Consider the following 20,495-nt stretch of genomic DNA (forward strand, 5'->3'; position numbering starts at 1 on the left):
GATCGGATCCGGCAAAACGTGTCGGCACTGGCGGTTCAGCGGCGCTGCGGTACGGCGCCGGGCATCAGGTACTGCATGTCGGCATAGTCATCGCGGGCCTTGTTGCAGGCCTGGCGGTCGCCCTGGTCGCACTGGCGCAAGTGCTTCTGGTACTGGCGCTGCATCTTGCCCAGCTTCTCTTCCTGTTCGCGCATCTGGCGGCCGCGCTTTTCGTCAGCTTCGGACTGGCTGGTCGTGACCGCGTCCACGGCCGAACCCGCGATGCGCACCGGTGCGGTCACGATCTTCCCGGCCGTGCTGAGACAGCCGGTAAGGAGGAGCGCGGCGGCGGGTGCCAGAAGCGAGGGGGCCGAAAGCGAGGGGGCGAGCTTGAGCAGGGTGCGTGGGTTCATCGTGCCGCGGAACCTGTCACGAAGCGCATTTCCGGGCAATGAACATCTGGGCGAACACGAACATCCGGCCGGGCAATCGACACCGACCCGTCAGGCGACGATTGCTCCCAGGTGCCCACAAGCGAAAGGGGCCGCTTCCGGTGTGGAAGCGGCCCCTTTGCGTGCGATCTACGCTGCGTCTGATCAGACTGCTTCAGCGCTCTCGTAATACTTGGGAGCGTATTCGTTGAGGATCGCGAGGATCTTCTTCAGAGCGGCCGGCTCGTCGGTCTTTTCCATCGCCGCGAGTTCGCGGGCCAGGCGCGACGAAGCCGCTTCGAAGATCTGACGTTCCGAATAGCTCTGCTCCGGCTGATCGTCAGCGCGGAACAGGTCGCGAGTCACTTCGGCGATCGACACGAGGTCGCCCGAGTTGATCTTGGCTTCGTATTCCTGGGCGCGGCGCGACCACATGGTGCGCTTTACCTTGGGTTTGCCCTTGAGCGTATCGAGAGCTTCACGCAGGGTCTTGTCGGACGACAGCTTGCGCATGCCGATCGATTCGACCTTGTTGACGGGAACCCGAAGAGTCATGCGCTCTTTTTCGAAGCGCAGAACATAAAGATCGAGCTGCATCCCGGCAATTTCCTGCTTCTGGAGCTCGATGACACGACCTACGCCGTGCTTAGGGTAAACGACGTAATCTCCAACATCGAAGGCATCGGCCCTGGTTGCCATGTATCGTCCTTTCACCTGCAGTGGTCCGTTGCCATACTTACGGTGAGAGAAACCCGGGTGGATGCGACGTGGAAAGGACAATAGCCTCTCCGCCGCCCGGTCAGATAACTCTCCCAGCCGTTTGCTTTTCGAACCCTGCCTCGCAATGAAAATGCCTGCCGAACGGGCAGAGGGCCCGGGCAGTTGTCGGATTATATAGCACCGATGTGACAAAATTACCAGAGGCGAGCTAACGTTTAACCGTCGCTCGCCTCAGGATGTGCCGGTGCGGGTCATTTCGACCCGCCAAGTGCCTCTGCCTTGGGGGAAACCCGGCGGAAAGCCGGAGGTTTCCCAAGGCCGATCAGTCGCCCTCGCCGGGCTCAGGGGAGAAATATTTTTCCAGCTTGCCTTCCTCGCCGCGCATCGCGTCCGCGTCTTCCGGCGCGTCCTTCTTGGTGGTGAGGTTGGGCCATTCGGCCGAATACTTGGCATTCAGCTCGAGCCATTGCTCAAGGCCGCTCTCGGTATCGGGCAGGATCGCTTCGGCGGGGCATTCCGGTTCACAGACGCCGCAGTCGATGCACTCGCTGGGGTTGATGACCAGCATGTTCTCGCCTTCGTAGAAGCAGTCCACCGGACAGACTTCGACGCAATCCATGTACTTGCACCGGATGCAATTGTCGGTGACGACATAGGTCATGGCTGCGTATTCCTCTTAGAAGGCCTCGTTTCGGTTGGCCGCTGCTATGGGAACATCTGCCCCCGCGTCAAGCACTCTGTAGCAGGCTTGCGCTTCTGGGGCAGGGCCTCGGCGCTCCGGAAGGCAAAGGATTTCTATCACCTGCACGCCCTGAGCTGTCGGCAGGGTGAGAACATCGCCGACCGCCACCTTCTGATGCGCCCGCTCGACCCGGCGGCTGTTGAGCCGGATATGGCCGTCTTCCGCCAGTGCCTGGGCCAGGGGACGCGTCCTGGTGAGGCGCAGGAACCAGAGAAGCTTGTCGATCCTCATCCGCGCTCTTCCTCCCCGCTATCTGCCCAGCAGTTCGCCCAGCGCCGCGAAGGCGCCGTCCGTGCGCTGGGGTACCTCGCGAACTTCCTCGGCCTGGCGCCGCGGCGGACGCCAGCGCCAGCGCACCGGCGCGAGCGGTCCGTGCGCGCCTTCCGCCAGGGGCCGGGGCATCATCGCCTGGAACCCGCCGAAGCGCAGCAGCCGTGCATAGCTGCCCGTGGTGAGTCCCATGGACACGGCCCTTGCGGGATCGATCGAGAACGAGCGCGACGGCCCGCGATTGCCGCTGCTGTCGCTGCCGACACGGGCCTCGTGCGCCTCGCGCAGAAGCTTTTCCACGATGTCCAGTCGGACCAGCTGCTTGCCGAGGTTCCTGTAGCCGGGTGCCTTGTGGCGCTTGGTGGCATCCATCGTCGGCGGCATGGCAGCGTCCGGTTCGCCGCCGGGCACGGAATGGCCGGTGATCCGCGCCAGTTGCCGCCAGAGTGCGATGGGCGCGGGCCGCAGCATGGCCGGCACGAACAGATCCAGCGCGCCCACGCGAACCCCCAGCTTGGCCAGAAGAGTGCGGCGGCCCTTGTCGAGCCGGTCGACGCCCGAATCCTCGCGCGCGATCATGCCGCCGCGATCGACCAGGGTGATCAGCAGGGCGCGCAAGTCCGGCCCCGCTTCCTCGGAACGGCTTGCCTCGTCCAGCTTGGCCAGCGGAGCCAGCGGTTCGAGCGCGCTTTCCACCCAGGTCTCGAGCGCCGCGACCAGCGCCTTGCGGGCAGGGGCGGGAACCGCGTCGAGCAACCGGTCCGGCACGAGCACCGGTGCAAGCAGCGAGCGGCCGGGGGTGAGGGCGGCGATGCGCGCGCCTTCCCAGTTCAGTGCGCCGTTCTCCAGCGCCAGCGGCGCCACGCCTTCGTGCACGGCGGCGGTCAGGGCATCGGCGCGAGACTGGAGAAGGCCCGGCAGGTGCCGTTCGGCCGCAGCCAGCAGGAGCTTGCGGTCGGACAGCCGGGCCGCGGGATCGACCTGGAAGGCGAAGCCGTGGAGGGAGCCGATATGCTCGCCTTCGACCAGCACTTCCTCGTCTTCGAGGCGGACCGAGAGCAGTCCGGCATCGGGGCCGAGTTTCTTCATGAGCACAGCCGTCCTGCGGTTGATGAATCGTTCGGTGAGTTTGCCATGGAGAGCATCGGAAAGGCGAGCCTCGACCGCGCGTGCGCGTGCAGCCATTTCGTCGCGGGCCAGCACCCAGTCCGGCCGCTGGGCGATATAGGCCCAGGAGCGAATGGCGGCGATGCGGCCCTGCAGGGTGTCGATATCGCCGCCAGTCAGGTCCAGCCTGGCGATCTGCTGGGCCATGTAGTCCGCGCCGAGTTCGCCGCTGCGCAGATCCTGCCAGAGCCGCGCGACGAAGCGCGAATGCGTTTCCACGCCCTGCTGGCGGAAGTCCGGCAGGCGGCAGACTTCCCAGAAACGGCGGACCATGGCGTGTCCGTGCAGGCTGTCCATGACCGTGCCGTCATCGGCAAGGCGCTTGAGCACGGCCAGGTCGATGGCTTCGGGCGCCAGCACCAGGCCGTCCCGGTCGGGCGGGGTCTCCAGATCGGCGATCAGGGTGGCGACGCTGTCGAACCGGGGTTCGGGATCACGCCAGAACAGCTTGGTCAGCGGCGGGAAGCGATGTTCCTCGATCGCATAGACTTCGTCGGGCTCGAACTCGGAATCGTGTCCGCCGGACCCGGTGAGTGTGCCGAAAGTGCCGTCCGTCTGGTGGCGCCCGGCGCGCCCGGCGATCTGGGCCATTTCCGAGGTCGTGAGTCGCCGCTGCCGCTGGCCGTCGAACTTGGAGAGACCGGCGAAGGCGACATGCTCCACGTCGAGGTTGAGGCCCATGCCGATGGCATCGGTGGCGACGAGATAGTCTACCTCCCCAGATTGATAGAGCGCGACCTGGGCATTGCGGGTCTGCGGGCTGAGCGCGCCCATGACCACGGCCGCGCCGCCCCGGAAACGGCGCAGCATTTCGGCAATGGCGTAGACCTGCTCCGCGGAAAAGGCGACGATCGCGCTGCGCGGCGGAATGCGCGAGAGCTTCCTGGCGCCGGCATGGGTGAGGGTGGAGAAGCGCGGCCGGGTGACCACTTCGACGCCGGGGACCAGCGCTTTCACCATGGGTTCGAGCGTGGAGGAGCCCAGGATCATCGTCTCCTCCCGGCCGCGGGCATGGAGCAGGCGGTCAGTGAAGACGTGGCCGCGTTCGCGGTCTGCGGAAAGCTGCGCTTCGTCTATGGCGATGAAGGCCAGGCTGCGCTCCGTCACCGGCATGGCTTCCACCGTGCAGAGCAAGTAGCGCGCGTCCTTGGGCTCGATCCGCTCTTCGCCGGTGATCAGGGCGACGCTCTTCTCACCCTTGATCTTGCAGACCCGGTCATAGACTTCGCGCGCAAGCAGGCGGAGCGGAAAGCCGATGGCACCGCTGGAATGGGCGCAGAGACGCTCTATCGCGAGGTGAGTCTTGCCGGTATTCGTGGGACCGAGCACCGCCTTCACCCCGCTGGGGGCGTCGTTTCGCGACGAGGCATGCCGGTCGTGAACCATTATGCGGAGGAATGTGGCACCCCCTCCAGCCCCCCGCAAGTCTCGGCTCATCGAAAACAGGGGTGAAAATCCACAGTGTTAGCTGCAGATTAACCTTGAAGGGGCAGAACGTCGCCACTTAGCCATGCCGCCTGCGGGATCGGGCCGGCGCACGCAGGCGATTTGCAGCACTTCCGAGGGTATGCCGGAAGTGGTCGCGGGGAAGACTCGATTTGTTCAAGGCACTCGATCAGGCCGGGGATCACGCTGGAGGAGCAACCGCGCGCGTCGCGGCGCTTTCGCACGACCAGATGATTGCCGAGGCACCGGCCAGGCCGCCCGTTCTCGCGCGGTGGAAGCGCGGGATTGAGCGTTGGTGCCATGAAGTGGAGATCGCTCCGGACCTCGCATCGGACATCGGCAGTCGCCGTTGGTATCGCGGTCTCGCCACGATGCTGGGGCTGAGCGCAGCCGCAATTGCGCTCTGGCCGGATTTCTCCGCAGTGGAAGCCGCCACTACGTCGCCGATCGCGGCGCGCAGCCGGGACGAATTTCGCAGCCAGACCATTTCCCCCTTGGCGCTCGGTGCCGACAGCGGCCGCCACATGGGTGCCAGCCCGCTGGTGCGGCCGCTGGCGAATGTGCCGGAGCGGCCCTCGATCCAACTCGTCTCGACCCTGGGGCAGGGCGACAGTTTCGCGCGCATGCTGGAACGTGTCGGCGTGGGCAGCGCGGACGTCTCGCAGATTTCCGGCCTGATCGGCCAGGCCGTTCCGGTAGGGGATCTCTCCTCGGGAACCCGATTCGACATCACCATGGGCCGCCGTCCGGTGCCGAACGCCCCCCGGGCGCTCGATTCGATGGACTTCCGCGCCCGCTTCGATCTCGACCTTTCCATCGAGCGCGGCCCGGCCGGTGCCTTGTCGCTCGTGCGCCATCCCATTCGCGTGGACGAAACCCCGCTGCGCATCCGCGGCACCGTGGGTTCCAGCCTTTACCGCTCGGCGCGCAATGCCGGGGCTCCGGTGGGCGCGATCCAGGATTACCTGCGGGCGATAGACAAGTATCTCAGCCTGGAACGCGATATTTCCGCGCAGGACCAGTTCGACATCGTCATCGGCTATAAGCGCTCTGCCAAAGGCGAGCGCGAAGTGGGCAACTTGCTCTATGCCGGGCTCGACCATGGCGGAAAGCCGCGCGTCCAACTGCTGCGCTGGGGCAAGGACGGCGAGATGATCGCCTCGTCCGCGCTGACCCAGCCTCAAGGCGCGCCGGGGGGCATGCCGGTGGCGGGACACATGACGTCGCCTTACGGCAAGCGCCGCCATCCGATCCTCGGTTTCGTGCGCATGCATGCGGGCATCGACTATGGCGCGCGCTATGGCTCGCCGATCTATGCGGTGGCGGACGGTGTCGTGAACTTCGCCGGTCGGCACGGCGGCCACGGCAACTACGTTCGCCTGAGTCACAGTGGCGGGCTGGACACCGGCTATGGCCACATGAGCCGGATCGCGGTGAAACGCGGAGCCCGGATCAAGGCGGGGCAGGTGATCGGCTATGTCGGCTCGACCGGCCTTTCTACCGGACCGCATCTTCATTTCGAAGCCTATCGCGGCGGCCATACGATCAACCCCGCCGGCCTCCGCTTCGTCTCGCGTCCGCAGATTGACGGCAAGGAGAAGGACGCCTTCAGGGCCAGGCTGGCCGCGCTCATGGGCGTTCAGCCAGGCGAGGCGCTCGGCACGATCGAGGGGCCCGTCGAAGCGTCTTCGGATATGCAGCGCGAGATCGACCGGCTGGCGCCCAAGCCCGCCGAGTGAGCGGGCGGCCCATGACAGGTCGTCTCGCCTAGGACAGTCCGTCTCATTGAACCGGCTGGGCTTTTGCGGCAATCACTCCGGCCATGACCGGAGCATATCCCCACACCCGCCTGCGCCGCGCGCGCGCCACGGCCTGGAGCCGCGCCATGCACCGTGAGACGGTGCTGACCCCCGCCGACCTGATCTGGCCGGTTTTCGTGACCGAGGGCGAGGGCGTCGAACAGCCCATCGCTTCGCTGCCCGGCGTGTCGCGCTGGTCGGTGGACCTCCTGGTCGAGCGGGCGAAGGAAGCTGCGGACCTCGGCATTCCCTGCCTGGCGCTGTTCCCGGATACCCAGCCCGAGCGTCGCAGCGACGACGGGGCCGAGGCGCTCAATCCTGACAACCTGATGTGCCGCGCCTTGCGCGCCATCCGCGCGGAACTCGGCGATCGTATCGGCCTGCTGACCGACGTGGCCCTCGATCCCTATACCAACCACGGGCAGGACGGCCTGCTCGGCGATGACGGCTACGTGCTGAACGACGAGACGATCGAAGTGCTGGTCGGCCAGTCCCTGAATCAGGCGCGGGCCGGCGCGGACATCATTGCCCCCTCCGACATGATGGACGGCCGCATCGGCGCCATCCGCGACGCCCTTGAGGACGAGGGCTTCGTCAATGTCCAGATCATGAGCTACGCCGCGAAGTATGCCTCGGCCTTCTATGGCCCGTTCCGCGATGCCGTGAACACGCGCGGCTTGCTGAAGGGCGACAAGAAGACCTACCAGATGGACCCGGCCAACACCGAGGAAGCCCTGCGCGAGGTCGAGCTGGATCTGGGCGAGGGTGCGGACAGCGTCATGGTCAAGCCGGGCCTGCCCTATCTGGATATCGTGCGCCGGGTGAAGGACACCTTCGAGGTTCCCGTCTTCGCCTATCAGGTCTCGGGCGAGTACGCGATGATCGAGGCGGCGGTGGCGGCCGGCGCGGCGGACCGCGATGCCATGGTGCTGGAAACGCTGCTGGCCTTCAAACGGGCCGGCTGCTCGGGCGTGCTGACGTACCACGCGGTCTATGCCGCGCGCCTGCTGCGGAAATGACGTCATGACCGATTTCCGCCTGGAAACGGATCGCCTCGTGCTGCGCAACTGGCAGCCGGGCGATATGGCGGGCTTTGCCGAAGTGACCAATACGCCCGGCGTCATGCGCTGGCTCGGCGGCGTGATGGACGCGGAGCGGCTGGCGGCCTCGGAAGCCCGCATGCTGGGGTTCCACGAGACATATGGCCACACCTTCTGGATTGTCGAGCGCTTGGCCGACGGCGGCGATCTCTCGGGTGAGATGCTGGGCTTCTGCGGGCTGAAGAAGATCGACGCCCCGGGCGCCTCGTTCCTCGGAGCCTTCGAGATCGGCTGGCGTCTGCGCAGCGACGCGCACGGAAAAGGCTATGCCAAGGAAGCGGCCCTGGCATCGCTCGATGCCGGGTTCGGCACTTTCGGGGCAGAGGAGATCTTCGCGATCACCGTGATCGGCAACGAAGCGAGCTGGGGCCTGATGCGCCGGCTGGGCATGCGCCGCCGCGAGGATCTCGATTACGACGATCTGCGTTTCGAGCCACCCTTGCGCCATACGATCGTTTATTCGATCACGCGCGAGGAATGGGCCGCATAGACGAGCCCTATCGAGCGCGGGGGAGAGAGCATGATCGACAGCCGAACCGATATCACCGTCGTCGCCATTCACGGCAAGGCGCCGCGCATTCATTCGAGCGCGTTCATTGCCCCCGGCTGCCGCATCATCGGCGATGTCGAGATCGGCCCGGACGTCAGCATCTGGTACAATTGCGTGATCCGCGCGGATGTGAACCAGGTGGTGATCGGTGCGCGGACGAACATCCAGGACGGTTCCGTCATTCACTGCGACAGCCCAAAGCCTGTCCGACCGGAAGGCTATCCCACCCTGATCGGCGAGGACGTGCTGATCGGGCACATGGCGATGGTCCACGGCTGCATCCTGGAGGATCGCGCATTCGTCGGTCTCGGGGCGATCGTCATGGACGGCAGCCACATCGAATCCGACGGCATGCTGGCGGCGGGCGCGCAGCTTACCGGCAAACGCATCGGCGCGGGGCAACTCTGGATGGGGCGACCGGCGAAGTATCTGCGGGACCTGGAACCAGAAGCCATCGCTGCGAACCAGGCCGGCGTGCAGGGTTATGTCGTGAACGGCCGCCTCCATGCCAAGGCGCTGGGCCTTACGCCCTGATGGCCAAGCCAAGGATCGCCTTGCCGCCGGCCGCGGCGCTCCGCGACCTGATCGATTCCGAAAGCCGGCTTGCCGTGCGGGTCACGCCGGGCGCGAAGATGGAAGGACTGGAGATCGCGGAAGGCCGTCTGCTGGTAAAAGTCCGGGCCAAGCCGGAAGATGGCAAGGCGACCGAGGCGGTGCGGGTTCTGCTGGCGGCGGCCCTGGGTCTGGCGCCGTCCCGCCTGGCCTTGTTGCGCGGCGCAACTTCGCGCGAGAAGCAGTTCCACGTGGAACTTTGACGGCTTCCATCGCGGCAAAACCGCGGCAGCTCCGCTAGCGCGCCATGTTCCGGGCCATGCGGGTCAGCACGTCCGTCATGGCATTTGCGACATTCTCGGGCTGCGGCGAGACCTCGGCGATGGCGCGGGCCATGGCCTCGGCCCATTGATCGGCGGTGGTGCGGTCGATCGGGAAGTCCCGGTGCAGACTCATCATGCATTTGCCGGGATTGGCTTCGAACCAGTCACGCGGGCCGCCGGCCCAGCCCGCCAGAAAACGTGGGAGAGACCGGCGCATCGGCGCGAGATCCTCGGCATGCATGGCGCGAAGCTGCGCATAGGCCGGGTCCTGCTCCATCAGGTCGTAAAAGCGATGGGCAATTGCCTCGAATGCCGGAGCGCCGCCGAGCAGATCGTGCGGTGTTGCAGGGGCCTCGGGTTGTTTCGTCATGATCGGCTCTTTCGGCGGCTTGTCCGGGGGCAGGGGAGAGCCTCAGGATATAGCCGATCTGTTCCACGTGGAACTTGATCGCGGTCAATCGCGGACCATTGCCTTCAGAGTCTCGATCCGGTCCGCCTCATGCGCGGGCTTGTCCATGCGGATCCGATGGATTCGCGGAAAACGCATGGCGAGCCCGGACTTGTGGCGCTTGCTGAGGTGGACCGAATCGAAGGCGACTTCCAGCACCAGCGACTTGTCCGTCTCCCGCACCGGGCCGAAGCGATTGACCGTATGGTTGCGCACATGCCGGTCCAGCCATTTCAGCTCCTCGTCAGTGAAGCCGAAATAGGCCTTGCCCACCGGGAGCAGTTCGGCGCCGGCATCCGGGTCGCCGTCCCAGCAGCCGAACGTGTAGTCGGAATAGAAAGAGGATCGCTTGCCGCTGCCGCGCTGGGCATACATCAGCACACAGTCGATCAGCAGCGGATCGCGCTTCCACTTGTACCAGAGCCCGGTCTTGCGCCCGGCGACGTAAGGGCTGTCGCGCCGCTTGAGCATGACGCCTTCGATGGCATCATCTCGGGCCCGCTCGCGGATCGCGGCGAGTTCCGCGAAGTCGGCAGCCGGGATGACCGTGCTCAGGTCGAAATGCTGCGGGTCAAGCCGGGCCGCCAGGGCTTCGAGTCTAGCCCGGCGATCGCGCCAGGGGAGGGTGCGCAGATCCTCGCCTTCGACGATGAGCGTGTCGTAGAGGCGCACGAACGCGGGAGATTCCGCCAGCATCTTCTTCGAAACGGTCTTGCGGCCCAACCTCTGCTGCAGCGCATTGAAGCTGGCCGCGCCGCCTTCCTCGCCGCCCTGGTGGATGCCGCGCACCAGCAACTCGCCGTCCAGCACGGCGTCGAGGTCGAGCGCAGAGGCGATTTCGGGAAAAGTGCTGGAAATATCGTCGCCGGAGCGGGAATAGACCCGGGTATCCCCTGCGACCCGCACCACCTGCACGCGGATGCCGTCCCATTTCCATTCGGCCGCATAGTCCGCAAGGTCGAGCTGGGCATCCTCCAGCGGATGGGCCAGCATGAACGGCCGGAACAGCGGCAGGTCTTCGGAGGAAGGGGCGGCGGCGCCATGGGCCGCCCAGTCGAACAGGGCGCTGTAAGGCGCCTGCTGACCATGCCAGTGCTCCTCGACATCCTCCACCGAGACGTCGAAAGCCTGCGCGAAGGCGGTCTTGGCCAGGCGGGACGAAATCCCGATCCGCATGGCGCCCGTCGCCAGTTTGAGCAGGGCATAGCGCCCCTCGGCGTCGAGACGGTCGAGCAGGCGCGGCAGTTCGGACATGACATTGGCGCGAGTCATGCGGGTGAGCGCGTCGACAGCGTCGCTTACGGTCGGCGGATCGGGCGGAGCATCCGGGGTGGGCCAGAGCAGGCTGGCGGTCTCCGCCGAATCGCCCACGTAGTCGCGGCTCAGCGTCCAGAGCACCGGATCGATCCGCTCGCTCATCAGGTTGCGGATGGTCGAGCTTTTCACGGCGGGGAAGTCGAGCCCGTCGGTGAGCGCCGCCAGGGCCCATCCGCGGTCCGGATCGGGAGTCTCGCGCAAGTAGTCCGCCAGCAGCTTGAGCTTGGCGTTGCGGCTGCGGGTGTAGACCAGCGAGTCGATAAGGGCGGCGAAACGTTCCATTTATGATGGCACGCGGAAGCGCGGTGGCGCAGCGAAGAGAGCAGCCCGTTCGCGCAAAGGCACAAAGGCGCGAAGAGGCAACGTTCGCGGGGAATCCACTCTCGGAGCATGTGCTTGCGCGTGGCGCGATGCCGGAAAGCGGAAGCATGCCTGCGACGCGGGGCATCCTCCTGGCGCCTCTGCGGGAGTCCCGTTAATCATCTTCATCCTCGTATCCCACCAGCGCCAGTGCCCGCGCCCGGCGCTGGTTGAGCTGGCACCAGCGCAGCATCGCTTCCTCGCGGCCGTGCGTTATCCAGGTCTCGGCCGGATTCACGTCGATCACCGTCTGAGTCAGTTCGTCCCAGTCCGCATGGTCGGAGATCACCAGCGGCAGCTCGACCATGCGCTGGCGGGCGCGCTGGCGTACCCGCATCCATCCCGAAGCCATGGCGGTGATGGGATCCGGCAGGCGGCGGCTCCAGCGGTCGTTGAGCGTGGAAGGCGGCGCGACCACCACTCGGCCGACAAGGTCTGCCTTCGTGACGTCACTGACGAGCCGCAAGTCGCCGAGATCGACGCCCAGCTCTTCATAAAGGCGGCACATGCGCTCCATCGCGCCGTGGAGATAGATGACGTCATGATGTCCCGCGCGGCGCAGCTCGGCGATCAGGCGCTGGGCTTTGCCGAGAGCGTAGGCGCCCACCAGCACGCAGCGTTCGGGATTGGCGGCGAGGACGGCCAGCAGCTTGGCAATCTCATGTTCTACGGGCGGGTGGCGGAACACGGGGAGGCCGAAAGTCGCCTCGGTGATGAGGACGTCGCAAGCCGTCACTTCGAAAGGCGGGCAGGTGGGATCCGCCCGGCGCTTGAAGTCGCCGGTGACGATGATGCGCTCGCCCGCGTGCTCCAGCAGGATCTGCGCGGAGCCCAGCACGTGTCCGGCCGGGATATAGGTTGCGGACACGCCGCCGCGCAGGCTCAGGGTCTCGTGATAGGCCACTGGAACGGCGCCTTCGGAAGTTGCGTAGCGCAACTTCATGATCGCGAGGGTCTCCGGGGTGGCGATGGTCTCGCCATGACCGCCGCGGGCGTGGTCGGAATGGCCGTGAGTCACCAGGGCGCGGTCGACGGGGCGGGATGGGTCGATCCAGCAGTCGGCGGGGACGACGTGAATTCCCCAGGGTTCGGGTCTGATCCAGGAGAAATCGCGGGCCATGCATGAAAAATGGGGCGGGAACCGCGTGGTTCCCGCCCCCTCTATTTCGTCATCCCGAATCAGGTCCGGGATGATTGGCCGTGACGACCCGGTTCAGTCGTCGGCATTGGCTTCCGACGGCGGCCCGGGCTTCTTCGCCGACTTCTTGGCGGCGGGCGCCTTGCGTCCCTTCACCATCTTGGGCGCGGCGGGCGTCAGTTCGAAGTTCAGCCCGTCATCCTTGACGGAAACATGCACTTCGCCGCCGTGGTTCAGCTTGCCGAACAGCAGCTCCTCGGCCAGCGGCTGCTTGACCTTCTCCTGGATCACGCGGCCCATCGGACGCGCACCGTAGAGCTTGTCGTAGCCGCGATCGCCCAGCCAGGTGCGGGCGTCGGAGTCGAACTGGATATGGACGTTCTGGTCGGCCAGCTGCAGTTCCAGCTGGAGGATGAACTTGTCCACCACCCGGCTGATGGTGTCCTTGGCGAGGTAGGCGAAGGGCACGATGGCATCGAGACGGTTGCGGAATTCCGGCGTGAACATCTGCTTCACCGCCTCGTCCCCGGCATCTGCCTTGGACGTGTCGCCGAAGCCGATGCCCTGGCGAGCCATGTCGGATGCGCCCGCATTGGTGGTCATGATCAGGACCACGTTGCGGAAGTCCACGGTCTTGCCGTGGTGGTCCGTCAGTCGGCCGTTGTCCATCACCTGAAGCAGGATGTTGAACAGGTCCGGGTGGGCCTTCTCGATTTCGTCCAGCAGCAGCACGCAGTGCGGATTCTGGTCGATCGCATCCGTCAGCAGGCCGCCCTGGTCGAAGCCGACATAGCCCGGAGGCGCGCCGATCAGGCGGCTGACCGAGTGACGCTCCATATATTCCGACATGTCGAAGCGCTTCAGCTCGATGCCCATGATCGAGGCGAGCTGGCGGGCGACTTCGGTCTTGCCGACGCCGGTGGGGCCGGAGAACAGGAACGAGCCGATCGGCTTGTCGGGATCGCGCAGGCCCGCGCGGCTGAGCTTCATGGCGGTGGCGAGCACGCCGATGGCCTTGTCCTGGCCGAACACGACGCGCTTCAGATCGCGTTCGAGATTCTCCAGCGCCTTCTTGTCGTCCGAGCTGACCGACTTGGGCGGGATTCGCGCCATCGTGGCGATCACCTGCTCGATTTCGCGGGCGGTGATCGTCTTCTTGCGGCGGCTGGGGGGCACCAGCATCTGCATCGCGCCGACTTCGTCGATCACGTCGATCGCCTTGTCCGGCAGCTTGCGGTCGTTGATGTAGCGCGCCGAAAGCTCGACGGCGGTCTTGATCGCGTCAGGCGTGTACTTGACCTTGTGGTGCTCCTCGAAGGCCGTGCGCAGGCCCTTGAGGATCTTGATGGTGTCTTCCACCGTGGGTTCGTTCACGTCGATCTTCTGGAACCGGCGCAGCAGGGCGCGGTCCTTCTCGAAGTGGTTGCGGAACTCCTTGTAGGTGGTGGATCCGATGCAGCGGATCGTGCCGCCCGAAAGCGCGGGCTTGAGCAGGTTCGAGGCATCCATCGCGCCGCCGCTGGTGGCGCCGGCGCCGATCACCGTGTGGATCTCGTCGATGAACAGGATCGCGTGCGGCATCTTCTCCAGTTCGGAGACGACCTGCTTCAGGCGTTCCTCGAAGTCGCCGCGATACCGCGTGCCTGCCAGCAGCGAGCCCATGTCGAGCGAGTAGATCACCGCTTCGGCCAGCACTTCCGGCACGTCGCCCTCGACGATCTTGCGGGCCAGACCTTCGGCGATGGCGGTCTTGCCGACGCCCGGGTCGCCCACGTAGAGCGGGTTGTTCTTGGAGCGGCGGCAGAGGATCTGGATCGTGCGGTCAACTTCGGGGCCGCGGCCGATCAGCGGGTCAACCTTGCCGTTCAGCGCCTTCTCGTTGAGATTGACGGTGAACTGGTCGAGCGCCGAATCCTTCTTGCTGGCGTTCTTGGCTTCGGCCTTTTCCTCGGGCGTGGGGGCGTGTTCCTCGGACCCCTTGGAATTGCGTTCTTCTACGCGCTTGCCGCCCTTGCCGATGCCGTGGCTGATGTAGCTGACGGCATCCAGGCGGCTCATGTCCTGCTGCTGCAGGAAGTAGACGGCATAGGAATCACGCTCGGAGAACAGCGCGACCAGCACGTTGGCGCCGGTTACGGTGTCCTTGCCTGAGGACTGGACGTGCAGGATCGCTCGCTGGATCACGCGCTGGAAGCCGGCGGTGGGGGCGGGATCGCCCTTTTCCTCGGTCTTGAGCGACTGGTATTCCTGGTCGAGGTACTGACGGACCACGTCGCCGAGGTCGCCAAGTTCCACGCCGCATGCCTGCATGACCTGTGCCGCGTCCGGATCATCGATCAGGGCGAGCAGCAGGTGCTCCAGCGTGGCATACTCGTGGCTGCGCTCGGAAGCGTGCGACAGGGCCGAGTGCAGTGTCTTTTCCAGGCTTTGCGCGAAACTAGGCATCTAGAAGACTTTCATTTGGGAGGGGGACTCTCCTTGCGGCGGTTTCTGGCCTTGTAGGGGAGTTTGCTGGCCTTGCGAATTTGGCCGGGCTTCGTTTCAACTCATATATAGGGACGCTCCGGGTCCTTGCGAGGTTACCGTGAAGGAGAGTGACGCCGATCATGATTGCTTCGGCCTGAACAGCGCTTCTGCGGCCTGCATATGCGCGGAGGCCTGGTGGCGATGCGCCTTGATGCGGGCTATCTCTGATTCGAGCAGGGCAACGCGTGCGTCGAGTTCGTCCAGCGAAAAGCGATCCAGGCTTTCGCTGGCGAGAAGGCTGGCAGCTCCGAAGTCACCTTCGGGCGACCGCCGCCGCGGTCGATCGTCCTCGTCCATTGCACCGCAGCATCGGACTGTACTTTGGGACTGTCAATGGCCAGAAAATATGTTCCACTTCAAAGTGGGACTGTGGCAACAGGATAAGTATGTTAGCTAACTCACCCTCAATGATGACCGCGATCGGCTTCGAGGCACCCGGCGGTCCCGAGGTTCTCCAGCCCGTAACCGTGCCCGTGCCGGTACCCGGAGCGGGCGAGGTTCTGGTCAAGGTCGCCTTTGCGGGCGTGAATCGGCCGGACGTCGTGCAGCGCCAGGGGAAATACCCGCCGCCGCCCGGCGCATCGCCGCTGCCGGGGCTGGAAGTCTCGGGCCAGGTGGTGGYGCTGGGCGAAGGGGTGACCGAACTCGCGCCGGGGCAGAAGGTCTGCGCGCTGGTGGCGGGCGGTGGCTATGCCGAATATTGCATCGCCAAGGTCGGCACCTGCCTGCCGGTCCCCGATTCGCTCGCCCTGGATGAAGCAGCCGCCTTGCCGGAGACGCTGTTCACCGTCTGGCACAATGTCTTCGAACGTGGCTGGGCGCGGGAAGGGGAGACCATCCTGATCCACGGGGGCACCAGCGGCATCGGCACGATGGCGACGATGCTGTGCCGCCAGTTCGGCGTGACCGTTATCGTCACCTGCGGCTCTCCCGACAAATGCGCCCGCGCACTGGAGATCGGCGCCGATCATGCCATCGACTACAAGGCCGCCGATTTCGTCGAGGAAGTCGCACGGATAACCGAGGGCCGGGGCGTCGACCTGGTGCTGGACATGATCGCGGGCGACTATGTCGCGCGAAACCTCAAGTGCCTGGCGCCGGACGGCCGCCACGTCACCATCGCCGTGCAGGGCGGCGCGAAGGCGGAGATCAATATGGCCGTCGTCATGGCGCGCCGCTACACCCTGACCGGATCGACCCTGCGGCCCCGCACGGATTCCTTCAAGGCGCTGCTCGCCCAGGAAATCCGCGCCAATGCCTGGCCGCTGGTGGAGGAGGGCGCGCTGCGTCCGGTGATGGATACCCGCTTCCCCTTGCGGGAGGCGGCTGCGGCGCACGCCCGGATGGAAGCGGGGGATCACATCGGCAAGATCGTGCTGGAGGTCTGAGCGGCTGCGGCGCGCCTGCCTGGAGGCGTCCGGGCACGAAYCGTGCTCGCGGTCAGTCGAGCCGCATGGATAATAGAGTTGCCGAAAGCTAGGCTTTTGCTTGCCGAATGCGCAAAGTTTCCCTAAATCGGCTCTGTACGGCCGCTCCGCGAAGGGGCGGCCCTTATTGTTTCCGCCGGAGATAGAGACATGAGCCAGCCCACTCCGCTGATGCCGCACGCGACCGCCTCCTGGCTGGTCGACACCACTGCGTTGACCTTCGAGCAGATCGCAGAGTTCTGCGGCCTGCACATGCTCGAAGTGCAGGCGATGGCCGACGATCTGGCATCCAGCAAGTACACCGGCCGCGACCCCGTTCGTTCGGGCGAGCTGACGATGGAAGAAATCGAAAAGGGGCAGGCCAACCCCGAATACAAGCTGCGCATGCACAAGGTGCCGGTCACTTCGAACCGCACCAAGGGCCCGCGCTACACCCCGGTGTCCAAGCGCCAGGACAAGCCGGACGGCATCGCCTGGATCCTGCGTAACCACCCCGAGGTGTCGGACGCGCAGATCGGCAAGCTGATCGGCACCACCCGCAACACGATCGCGGCCATCCGCGACCGTTCGCACTGGAACATCGCCAACATCACCCCGAAGGACCCGGTTACGCTGGGCCTCTGCTCGCAGCGCGAACTCGATGCCATCGTGTTCAAGGCCGCGAAGAAGGCAGGCATCCAGGATGACGGCCAGAACGACGAGCGTCTGACCGACGACCGTGAAGCCCTGATCGAGGAACTGCGCGCCGAGCGTGAGGCCGCATCGCGCGCCGCCAGCGAAGCCGCGCAGGAAGCCGAAGTCGCTGCCTGGCTCGAAGCCAAGCGTGCCGCCGAGGCGGCCGGCGAAACGGGCGGAGACCGGGGCGAGTAATCGATCCCGTCGACGCGGTGCGCCGGAGCGATCCGGCGCGCAGCGATCCTTCACCGGAACGAAAAAAGGCCCGCGACAGATGACTGTCGCGGGCCTTTTTGCTGTCTGCGTTCCCGCGTCGGGGATGCGGGCCGCTTACTCGGCGGCCAGCACTTCCACTTCGGCTTCCGCGGAAGCGTGCGGCAGGCGCGCGAGGGCCGGGGGCATCTGGCCGCCATTGGGGCTGAGCCGGCCTTCGAGGCGCGCGCCCTGCTCGATGGTGAGGGCATCGTAGGCGATGTCGCCGATGATCTGCGCGCTCTTGAGGATCACCACTTCGCGGGCGGCGATGGTGCCGCGCACGATTCCGGCGATGCGGACCGATTCGGCGGAGATTCCGCCGGAGATCTCGCTCTCCTCGCCCTGGACGAGCGCTTTGCAGGTGATGTCGCCGATCACCCGTCCGTCGATATGGAGATCGGCGGAGGCTTCGACATTGCCGGTGAGCGTGATGTCGTTGCCGAGCATCGAGAAGCCCGAGGTCGGGCCGGTGCGGTGGCTGGTGAAGTTCTTGACCATGGTGTTATCGGGCTTCTTGCTGAACATTGCGGGCGGCCTCCAGGAAGGGGCGCGGATTCATCGGGCGATTGTTGACGCGCACTTCGAAGTGGAGGTGCGAGCCGGTGGAGCGGCCAGTGCTGCCCATCGCGGCGATGCGGGTTCCGCCGTCCACTTCCTGCCCGACGCGAACGCCGAAAGCGGAAAGGTGGCCGTAGCGGGTCATCAGGCCATTGCCATGGCTGATCTCGATGCAGTTTCCGTAGCCCTGGCGCTGCCCGACGAAGGACACCTTGCCCTTGGCGGCGGCGTAGATCGGCGAACCCATCGGGCCGGGGAAATCGAGCCCGGCATGGAACGCGGCGCCGCCGGTGAAGGGGTCGGACCGGTAGCCGTAGCTGGAGGAGACGTAGGCGACATGGGCCGGCTGCACCTGCGGGATCGAGGCGAGACCGTTCTCCAGCGCGTCCATGCGCGCAAGGCTGAGGCCCAGGCGCTGGAAGCGGGGATCCAGAGATCCGTCGGCCGCGGTGGCGAGGCTTTCGAGCGGACCACCTTCCGCCACCTTGGAGCGGGCGCGGGCCATGATCGGGGCAGGGTTCAGGCCGAGCTTGCGGATCGTGTCGGAAGCAAGGGCGGCGCGGTGGTCGGCATAGCGGGTCAGCCGTTCCACGAGCGCGATCTGCCCGGCTTCGAGCCGGGCCAGCTTGCCGGCCTCGGGCAGGACGGCGCTGATCTTGCGGGCGGGCTCGCCGGCCTTTGCCGGGTCGGCCTGCGCCGGATCGGCCTTCGCTGCGTCCTCGGCCGGGGCTTCTTCGGGAAGCTCGCCGATGTGCGCGTCGATCATCTTCTCGATGAACTGCTGGCGGCGGGCGAGGTCGGCCACCGTGCCGTCCAGATTGTCGCGATACTTTTCGACGTTGCTGGCCGCGGCGGCGACACGCGCCTCACGCGTGGCCAGGGCGGCGGATTCGCTGGTTGCCGAAAACTGCGAGAAGGCCAGGGCGCCCATCGAGACGCACCAGGCGCCGAGCAGCGAGACGGCCACGCCGGCGGCGGCCTTCTGCATTCCCGACGAGATACGAATGAAGCGGACCTGCCCCTGCGATCGCACGATCAGTTCGCGATCCGGGAACGCCGCCTTGAGACGCCGTTTGAGCGTCCCGGCAGATGTTGATTTCAAAACGACCCCGCGTAGTTTCTCGGCGTGAATTTTTGGCTTGAACCCGGGCCGGCGAGCTAGCAGGGGGCGGGCGGCAAGGCGAATCGACTTGCCGTGAGTCTTTGCGGAATCCCGCTGAGTCGAACTGTGCTTGCGATAAACGGAGGAACCCGTTTCGATTGCGGGCTGGGCCGTTCATCTCCCGTTTCGGGTGATTCGTCGAAAAACTTCGGTTTTTCAATCGCATTGTCGGGATCGCGCAGGATCGGCTCTCGGACCATGTCCGGTCGGTGACAGCCCCTTCCAACGGTGCTAGGCCGCTGGCCATGAACCTGCAGACCACTCCCGTCGCCGAGAAACAGGCTCCTGTCGATGAGACGCCTGAGGCGCTTGTAGCCCGCCTGGCCACCGAGGGCCGCGCCGCGCAGCGCCTGCTGGCCCGGCTCACCGATGCGCAGAAGGCCGATGCCCTGCGCGCCGCCGCCGATGCGCTGCGGGCCGCGGAGCCAGCCATCCTGGAGGCCAATGCGCGGGACGTGGCAGCGGGAGAGGCCAAGGGGTTGACGGGCGCCATGCTCGATCGCCTGCGCCTCGATGCCGGTCGCCTTGCCGCCATGGCCGCTGCGGTCGAGCAAGTGGCCGGCCTGCCCGATCCGGTGGGCGAGATCATCTCCGAAAGCGCGCGCCCCAATGGCCTCAAGCTGTCGCGCGTGCGCATTCCGATCGGGCTGATCGGTATCATCTACGAAAGCCGCCCCAACGTCACCGCCGATGCGGCGGCGCTTTGCCTGCGCTCGGGCAATGCCGTGCTGCTGCGCGGCGGCAGCGAGGCCTTGCATTCCAACCGCGCGATTCTGGCAGCGATGGTCTCGGGCCTGGAGCAGGCGGGCGTTCCCGCCGCGGCAGTCCAGCTCGTACCCACGCAGGACCGCGCCGTGGTGGGCGCCATGCTGACTGCAGCAGGCCTGATCGACATGATCGTGCCCCGCGGCGGCAAGAGCCTGGTGGCGCGGGTCCAGGCCGATGCGCGCGTGCCGGTGCTCGCCCACCTGGACGGTATCTGCCACACTTATGTCCACGCCTCCGCCGACCCGGAAATGGCGCGCGGCATTGCCGTCAACGCCAAGCTGCGCCGCACCGGCATCTGCGGTTCGATGGAGACGCTGCTGCTCGATACGCAGTTCCCCGGTTCTGCCGAAGTGGTGCGCGCGCTGGCGGATGCGGGCTGCGAACTGCGCGGCGATGCCCGCGCACAGGCGCTGGACCCGCGGGTTCTGCCTGTCGGTGACGAGGACTGGGACACCGAATATCTCGATGCCGTGCTCTCGGTGGCGGTGGTGGACGGGCTGGACCCGGCGATGGACCATATCGCCGCGCATTCCTCGCACCACACCGATGCCATCGTCGCTGCCGATCCGGCCGCGGCCGAGCGCTTCCTGGCCGAAGTGGACAGCGCCATCGTGATGGTCAACGCCTCCAGCCAGTTCGCCGACGGCGGCGAATTCGGCCTTGGCGCCGAGATCGGCATCGCCACCGGCCGGCTCCATGCGCGCGGCCCGGTCGCGCTGGAGGGACTCACGACGTACAAGTGGCTGGTCCGCGGCACCGGGCAGGAACGGCCCTGACCGTTC

The 20,495-nt window shown here is 66.1% G+C and carries 20 protein-coding genes; 8 read left to right on the forward strand and 12 right to left on the reverse strand.

Annotation, left to right across the window (positions count from 1 at the left end; genetic code table 11):
• Nucleotides 1-35 precede the first annotated feature (35 nt).
• From AB4Z00_RS20870 to AB4Z00_RS20890, 5 genes are all read right to left on the reverse strand, one after another.
• Complete coding sequence (locus AB4Z00_RS20870; protein ID WP_132264319.1) at nucleotides 36-392, reverse strand: DUF6726 family protein; 357 nt, start codon at nucleotides 390-392, stop codon at nucleotides 36-38.
• A gap of 183 nt (nucleotides 393-575) precedes the next feature.
• Nucleotides 576-1,109 carry a CarD family transcriptional regulator gene (locus tag AB4Z00_RS20875; protein ID WP_054442043.1) on the reverse strand — a complete coding sequence of 178 codons (534 nt, stop codon included), beginning with the start codon at nucleotides 1,107-1,109 and terminating at the stop codon, nucleotides 576-578.
• A gap of 343 nt (nucleotides 1,110-1,452) precedes the next feature.
• Nucleotides 1,453-1,791, reverse strand: a complete 339-nt coding sequence (gene fdxA, locus AB4Z00_RS20880; protein WP_021234860.1) for a ferredoxin FdxA — start codon at nucleotides 1,789-1,791, stop codon at nucleotides 1,453-1,455.
• Nucleotides 1,792-1,806: 15 nt separating this feature from the next.
• Nucleotides 1,807-2,103 (reverse strand): RNA-binding S4 domain-containing protein, encoded by a 297-nt coding sequence (locus AB4Z00_RS20885; protein ID WP_132264321.1) that lies wholly within the window; start codon nucleotides 2,101-2,103, stop codon nucleotides 1,807-1,809.
• 18 nt (nucleotides 2,104-2,121) lie between these two features.
• The gene (locus AB4Z00_RS20890; RefSeq protein WP_442047061.1) at nucleotides 2,122-4,695 is read right to left on the reverse strand and encodes a helicase-related protein; all 2,574 of its coding nucleotides are present in this window, start codon (nucleotides 4,693-4,695) and stop codon (nucleotides 2,122-2,124) included.
• A 212-nt stretch (nucleotides 4,696-4,907) separates the two neighbouring features.
• Here AB4Z00_RS20890 and AB4Z00_RS20895 point away from each other — a divergent pair, with 212 nt between their 5' ends.
• The 5 genes from AB4Z00_RS20895 to AB4Z00_RS20915 all read left to right on the forward strand — a co-directional run bounded on the left by AB4Z00_RS20895 (nucleotide 4,908) and on the right by AB4Z00_RS20915 (nucleotide 9,019).
• Nucleotides 4,908-6,494: a M23 family metallopeptidase gene (locus AB4Z00_RS20895; RefSeq protein ID WP_442047062.1), complete on the forward strand. Its 1,587-nt coding sequence runs from the start codon at nucleotides 4,908-4,910 to the stop codon at nucleotides 6,492-6,494.
• 83 nt (nucleotides 6,495-6,577) lie between these two features.
• A complete protein-coding gene (gene hemB / locus AB4Z00_RS20900) occupies nucleotides 6,578-7,573 on the forward strand; it encodes a porphobilinogen synthase (protein ID WP_442047063.1) in 996 nt (331 codons plus the stop codon).
• A 4-nt stretch (nucleotides 7,574-7,577) separates the two neighbouring features.
• A complete protein-coding gene (locus tag AB4Z00_RS20905) occupies nucleotides 7,578-8,144 on the forward strand; it encodes a GNAT family N-acetyltransferase (protein ID WP_442047064.1) in 567 nt (188 codons plus the stop codon).
• Between the two features lie 30 nt (nucleotides 8,145-8,174).
• On the forward strand, nucleotides 8,175-8,738 hold the full coding sequence (locus tag AB4Z00_RS20910) for a gamma carbonic anhydrase family protein (RefSeq protein WP_442047065.1): 564 nt from the start codon (nucleotides 8,175-8,177) through the stop codon (nucleotides 8,736-8,738).
• Nucleotides 8,738-9,019: a DUF167 domain-containing protein gene (locus AB4Z00_RS20915; RefSeq protein ID WP_442047066.1), complete on the forward strand. Its 282-nt coding sequence runs from the start codon at nucleotides 8,738-8,740 to the stop codon at nucleotides 9,017-9,019. The genes AB4Z00_RS20910 and AB4Z00_RS20915 overlap by 1 nt, the downstream gene beginning before the upstream one ends.
• Nucleotides 9,020-9,053: 34 nt before the next feature.
• Here AB4Z00_RS20915 and AB4Z00_RS20920 read toward each other — a convergent pair whose 3' ends face one another.
• The 5 genes from AB4Z00_RS20920 to AB4Z00_RS20940 form a co-directional block, all read right to left on the reverse strand.
• Complete coding sequence (locus AB4Z00_RS20920) at nucleotides 9,054-9,449, reverse strand: group II truncated hemoglobin (RefSeq protein WP_442047067.1); 396 nt, start codon at nucleotides 9,447-9,449, stop codon at nucleotides 9,054-9,056.
• Between the two features lie 84 nt (nucleotides 9,450-9,533).
• Entirely contained in the window at nucleotides 9,534-11,126 is a 1,593-nt protein-coding gene (locus tag AB4Z00_RS20925) for a cisplatin damage response ATP-dependent DNA ligase (protein WP_442047068.1), read from the reverse strand.
• Nucleotides 11,127-11,319: 193 nt separating this feature from the next.
• Nucleotides 11,320-12,324 (reverse strand): ligase-associated DNA damage response exonuclease, encoded by a 1,005-nt coding sequence (locus AB4Z00_RS20930; protein ID WP_442047069.1) that lies wholly within the window; start codon nucleotides 12,322-12,324, stop codon nucleotides 11,320-11,322.
• Nucleotides 12,325-12,417: 93 nt separating this feature from the next.
• The gene (gene clpA / locus AB4Z00_RS20935) at nucleotides 12,418-14,787 is read right to left on the reverse strand and encodes an ATP-dependent Clp protease ATP-binding subunit ClpA (protein ID WP_132264336.1); all 2,370 of its coding nucleotides are present in this window, start codon (nucleotides 14,785-14,787) and stop codon (nucleotides 12,418-12,420) included.
• Nucleotides 14,788-14,946: 159 nt separating this feature from the next.
• On the reverse strand, nucleotides 14,947-15,165 hold the full coding sequence (locus AB4Z00_RS20940) for a DUF1192 domain-containing protein (protein ID WP_132264338.1): 219 nt from the start codon (nucleotides 15,163-15,165) through the stop codon (nucleotides 14,947-14,949).
• 113 nt (nucleotides 15,166-15,278) lie between these two features.
• On the opposite strand from AB4Z00_RS20940, the gene AB4Z00_RS20945 reads away from it, so the two are divergent.
• Both AB4Z00_RS20945 and AB4Z00_RS20950 read left to right on the forward strand, forming a co-directional pair.
• Entirely contained in the window at nucleotides 15,279-16,256 is a 978-nt protein-coding gene (locus AB4Z00_RS20945) for an NAD(P)H-quinone oxidoreductase (RefSeq protein WP_442047085.1), read from the forward strand.
• A 189-nt stretch (nucleotides 16,257-16,445) separates the two neighbouring features.
• Entirely contained in the window at nucleotides 16,446-17,165 is a 720-nt protein-coding gene (locus AB4Z00_RS20950; RefSeq protein WP_132264341.1) for a DUF1013 domain-containing protein, read from the forward strand.
• Nucleotides 17,166-17,300: 135 nt separating this feature from the next.
• On the opposite strand, the gene AB4Z00_RS20955 is transcribed toward AB4Z00_RS20950, so the two are convergent.
• Together AB4Z00_RS20955 and AB4Z00_RS20960 are read right to left on the reverse strand one after the other, a co-directional pair.
• Nucleotides 17,301-17,723, reverse strand: a complete 423-nt coding sequence (locus tag AB4Z00_RS20955; protein ID WP_132265263.1) for a bactofilin family protein — start codon at nucleotides 17,721-17,723, stop codon at nucleotides 17,301-17,303.
• Nucleotides 17,724-17,727: 4 nt separating this feature from the next.
• Nucleotides 17,728-18,885: a M23 family metallopeptidase gene (locus tag AB4Z00_RS20960; RefSeq protein ID WP_442047070.1), complete on the reverse strand. Its 1,158-nt coding sequence runs from the start codon at nucleotides 18,883-18,885 to the stop codon at nucleotides 17,728-17,730.
• A 305-nt stretch (nucleotides 18,886-19,190) separates the two neighbouring features.
• Between AB4Z00_RS20960 and AB4Z00_RS20965 the strand changes: the two genes are divergently transcribed.
• Nucleotides 19,191-20,489: a glutamate-5-semialdehyde dehydrogenase gene (locus AB4Z00_RS20965; protein WP_442047071.1), complete on the forward strand. Its 1,299-nt coding sequence runs from the start codon at nucleotides 19,191-19,193 to the stop codon at nucleotides 20,487-20,489.
• The last annotated feature ends 6 nt before the right edge of the window (nucleotides 20,490-20,495 follow it).

The organism is Novosphingobium sp. YAF33, from assembly GCF_052113265.1.
Taxonomy (GTDB): Bacteria; Pseudomonadota; Alphaproteobacteria; order Sphingomonadales; family Sphingomonadaceae; genus Novosphingobium.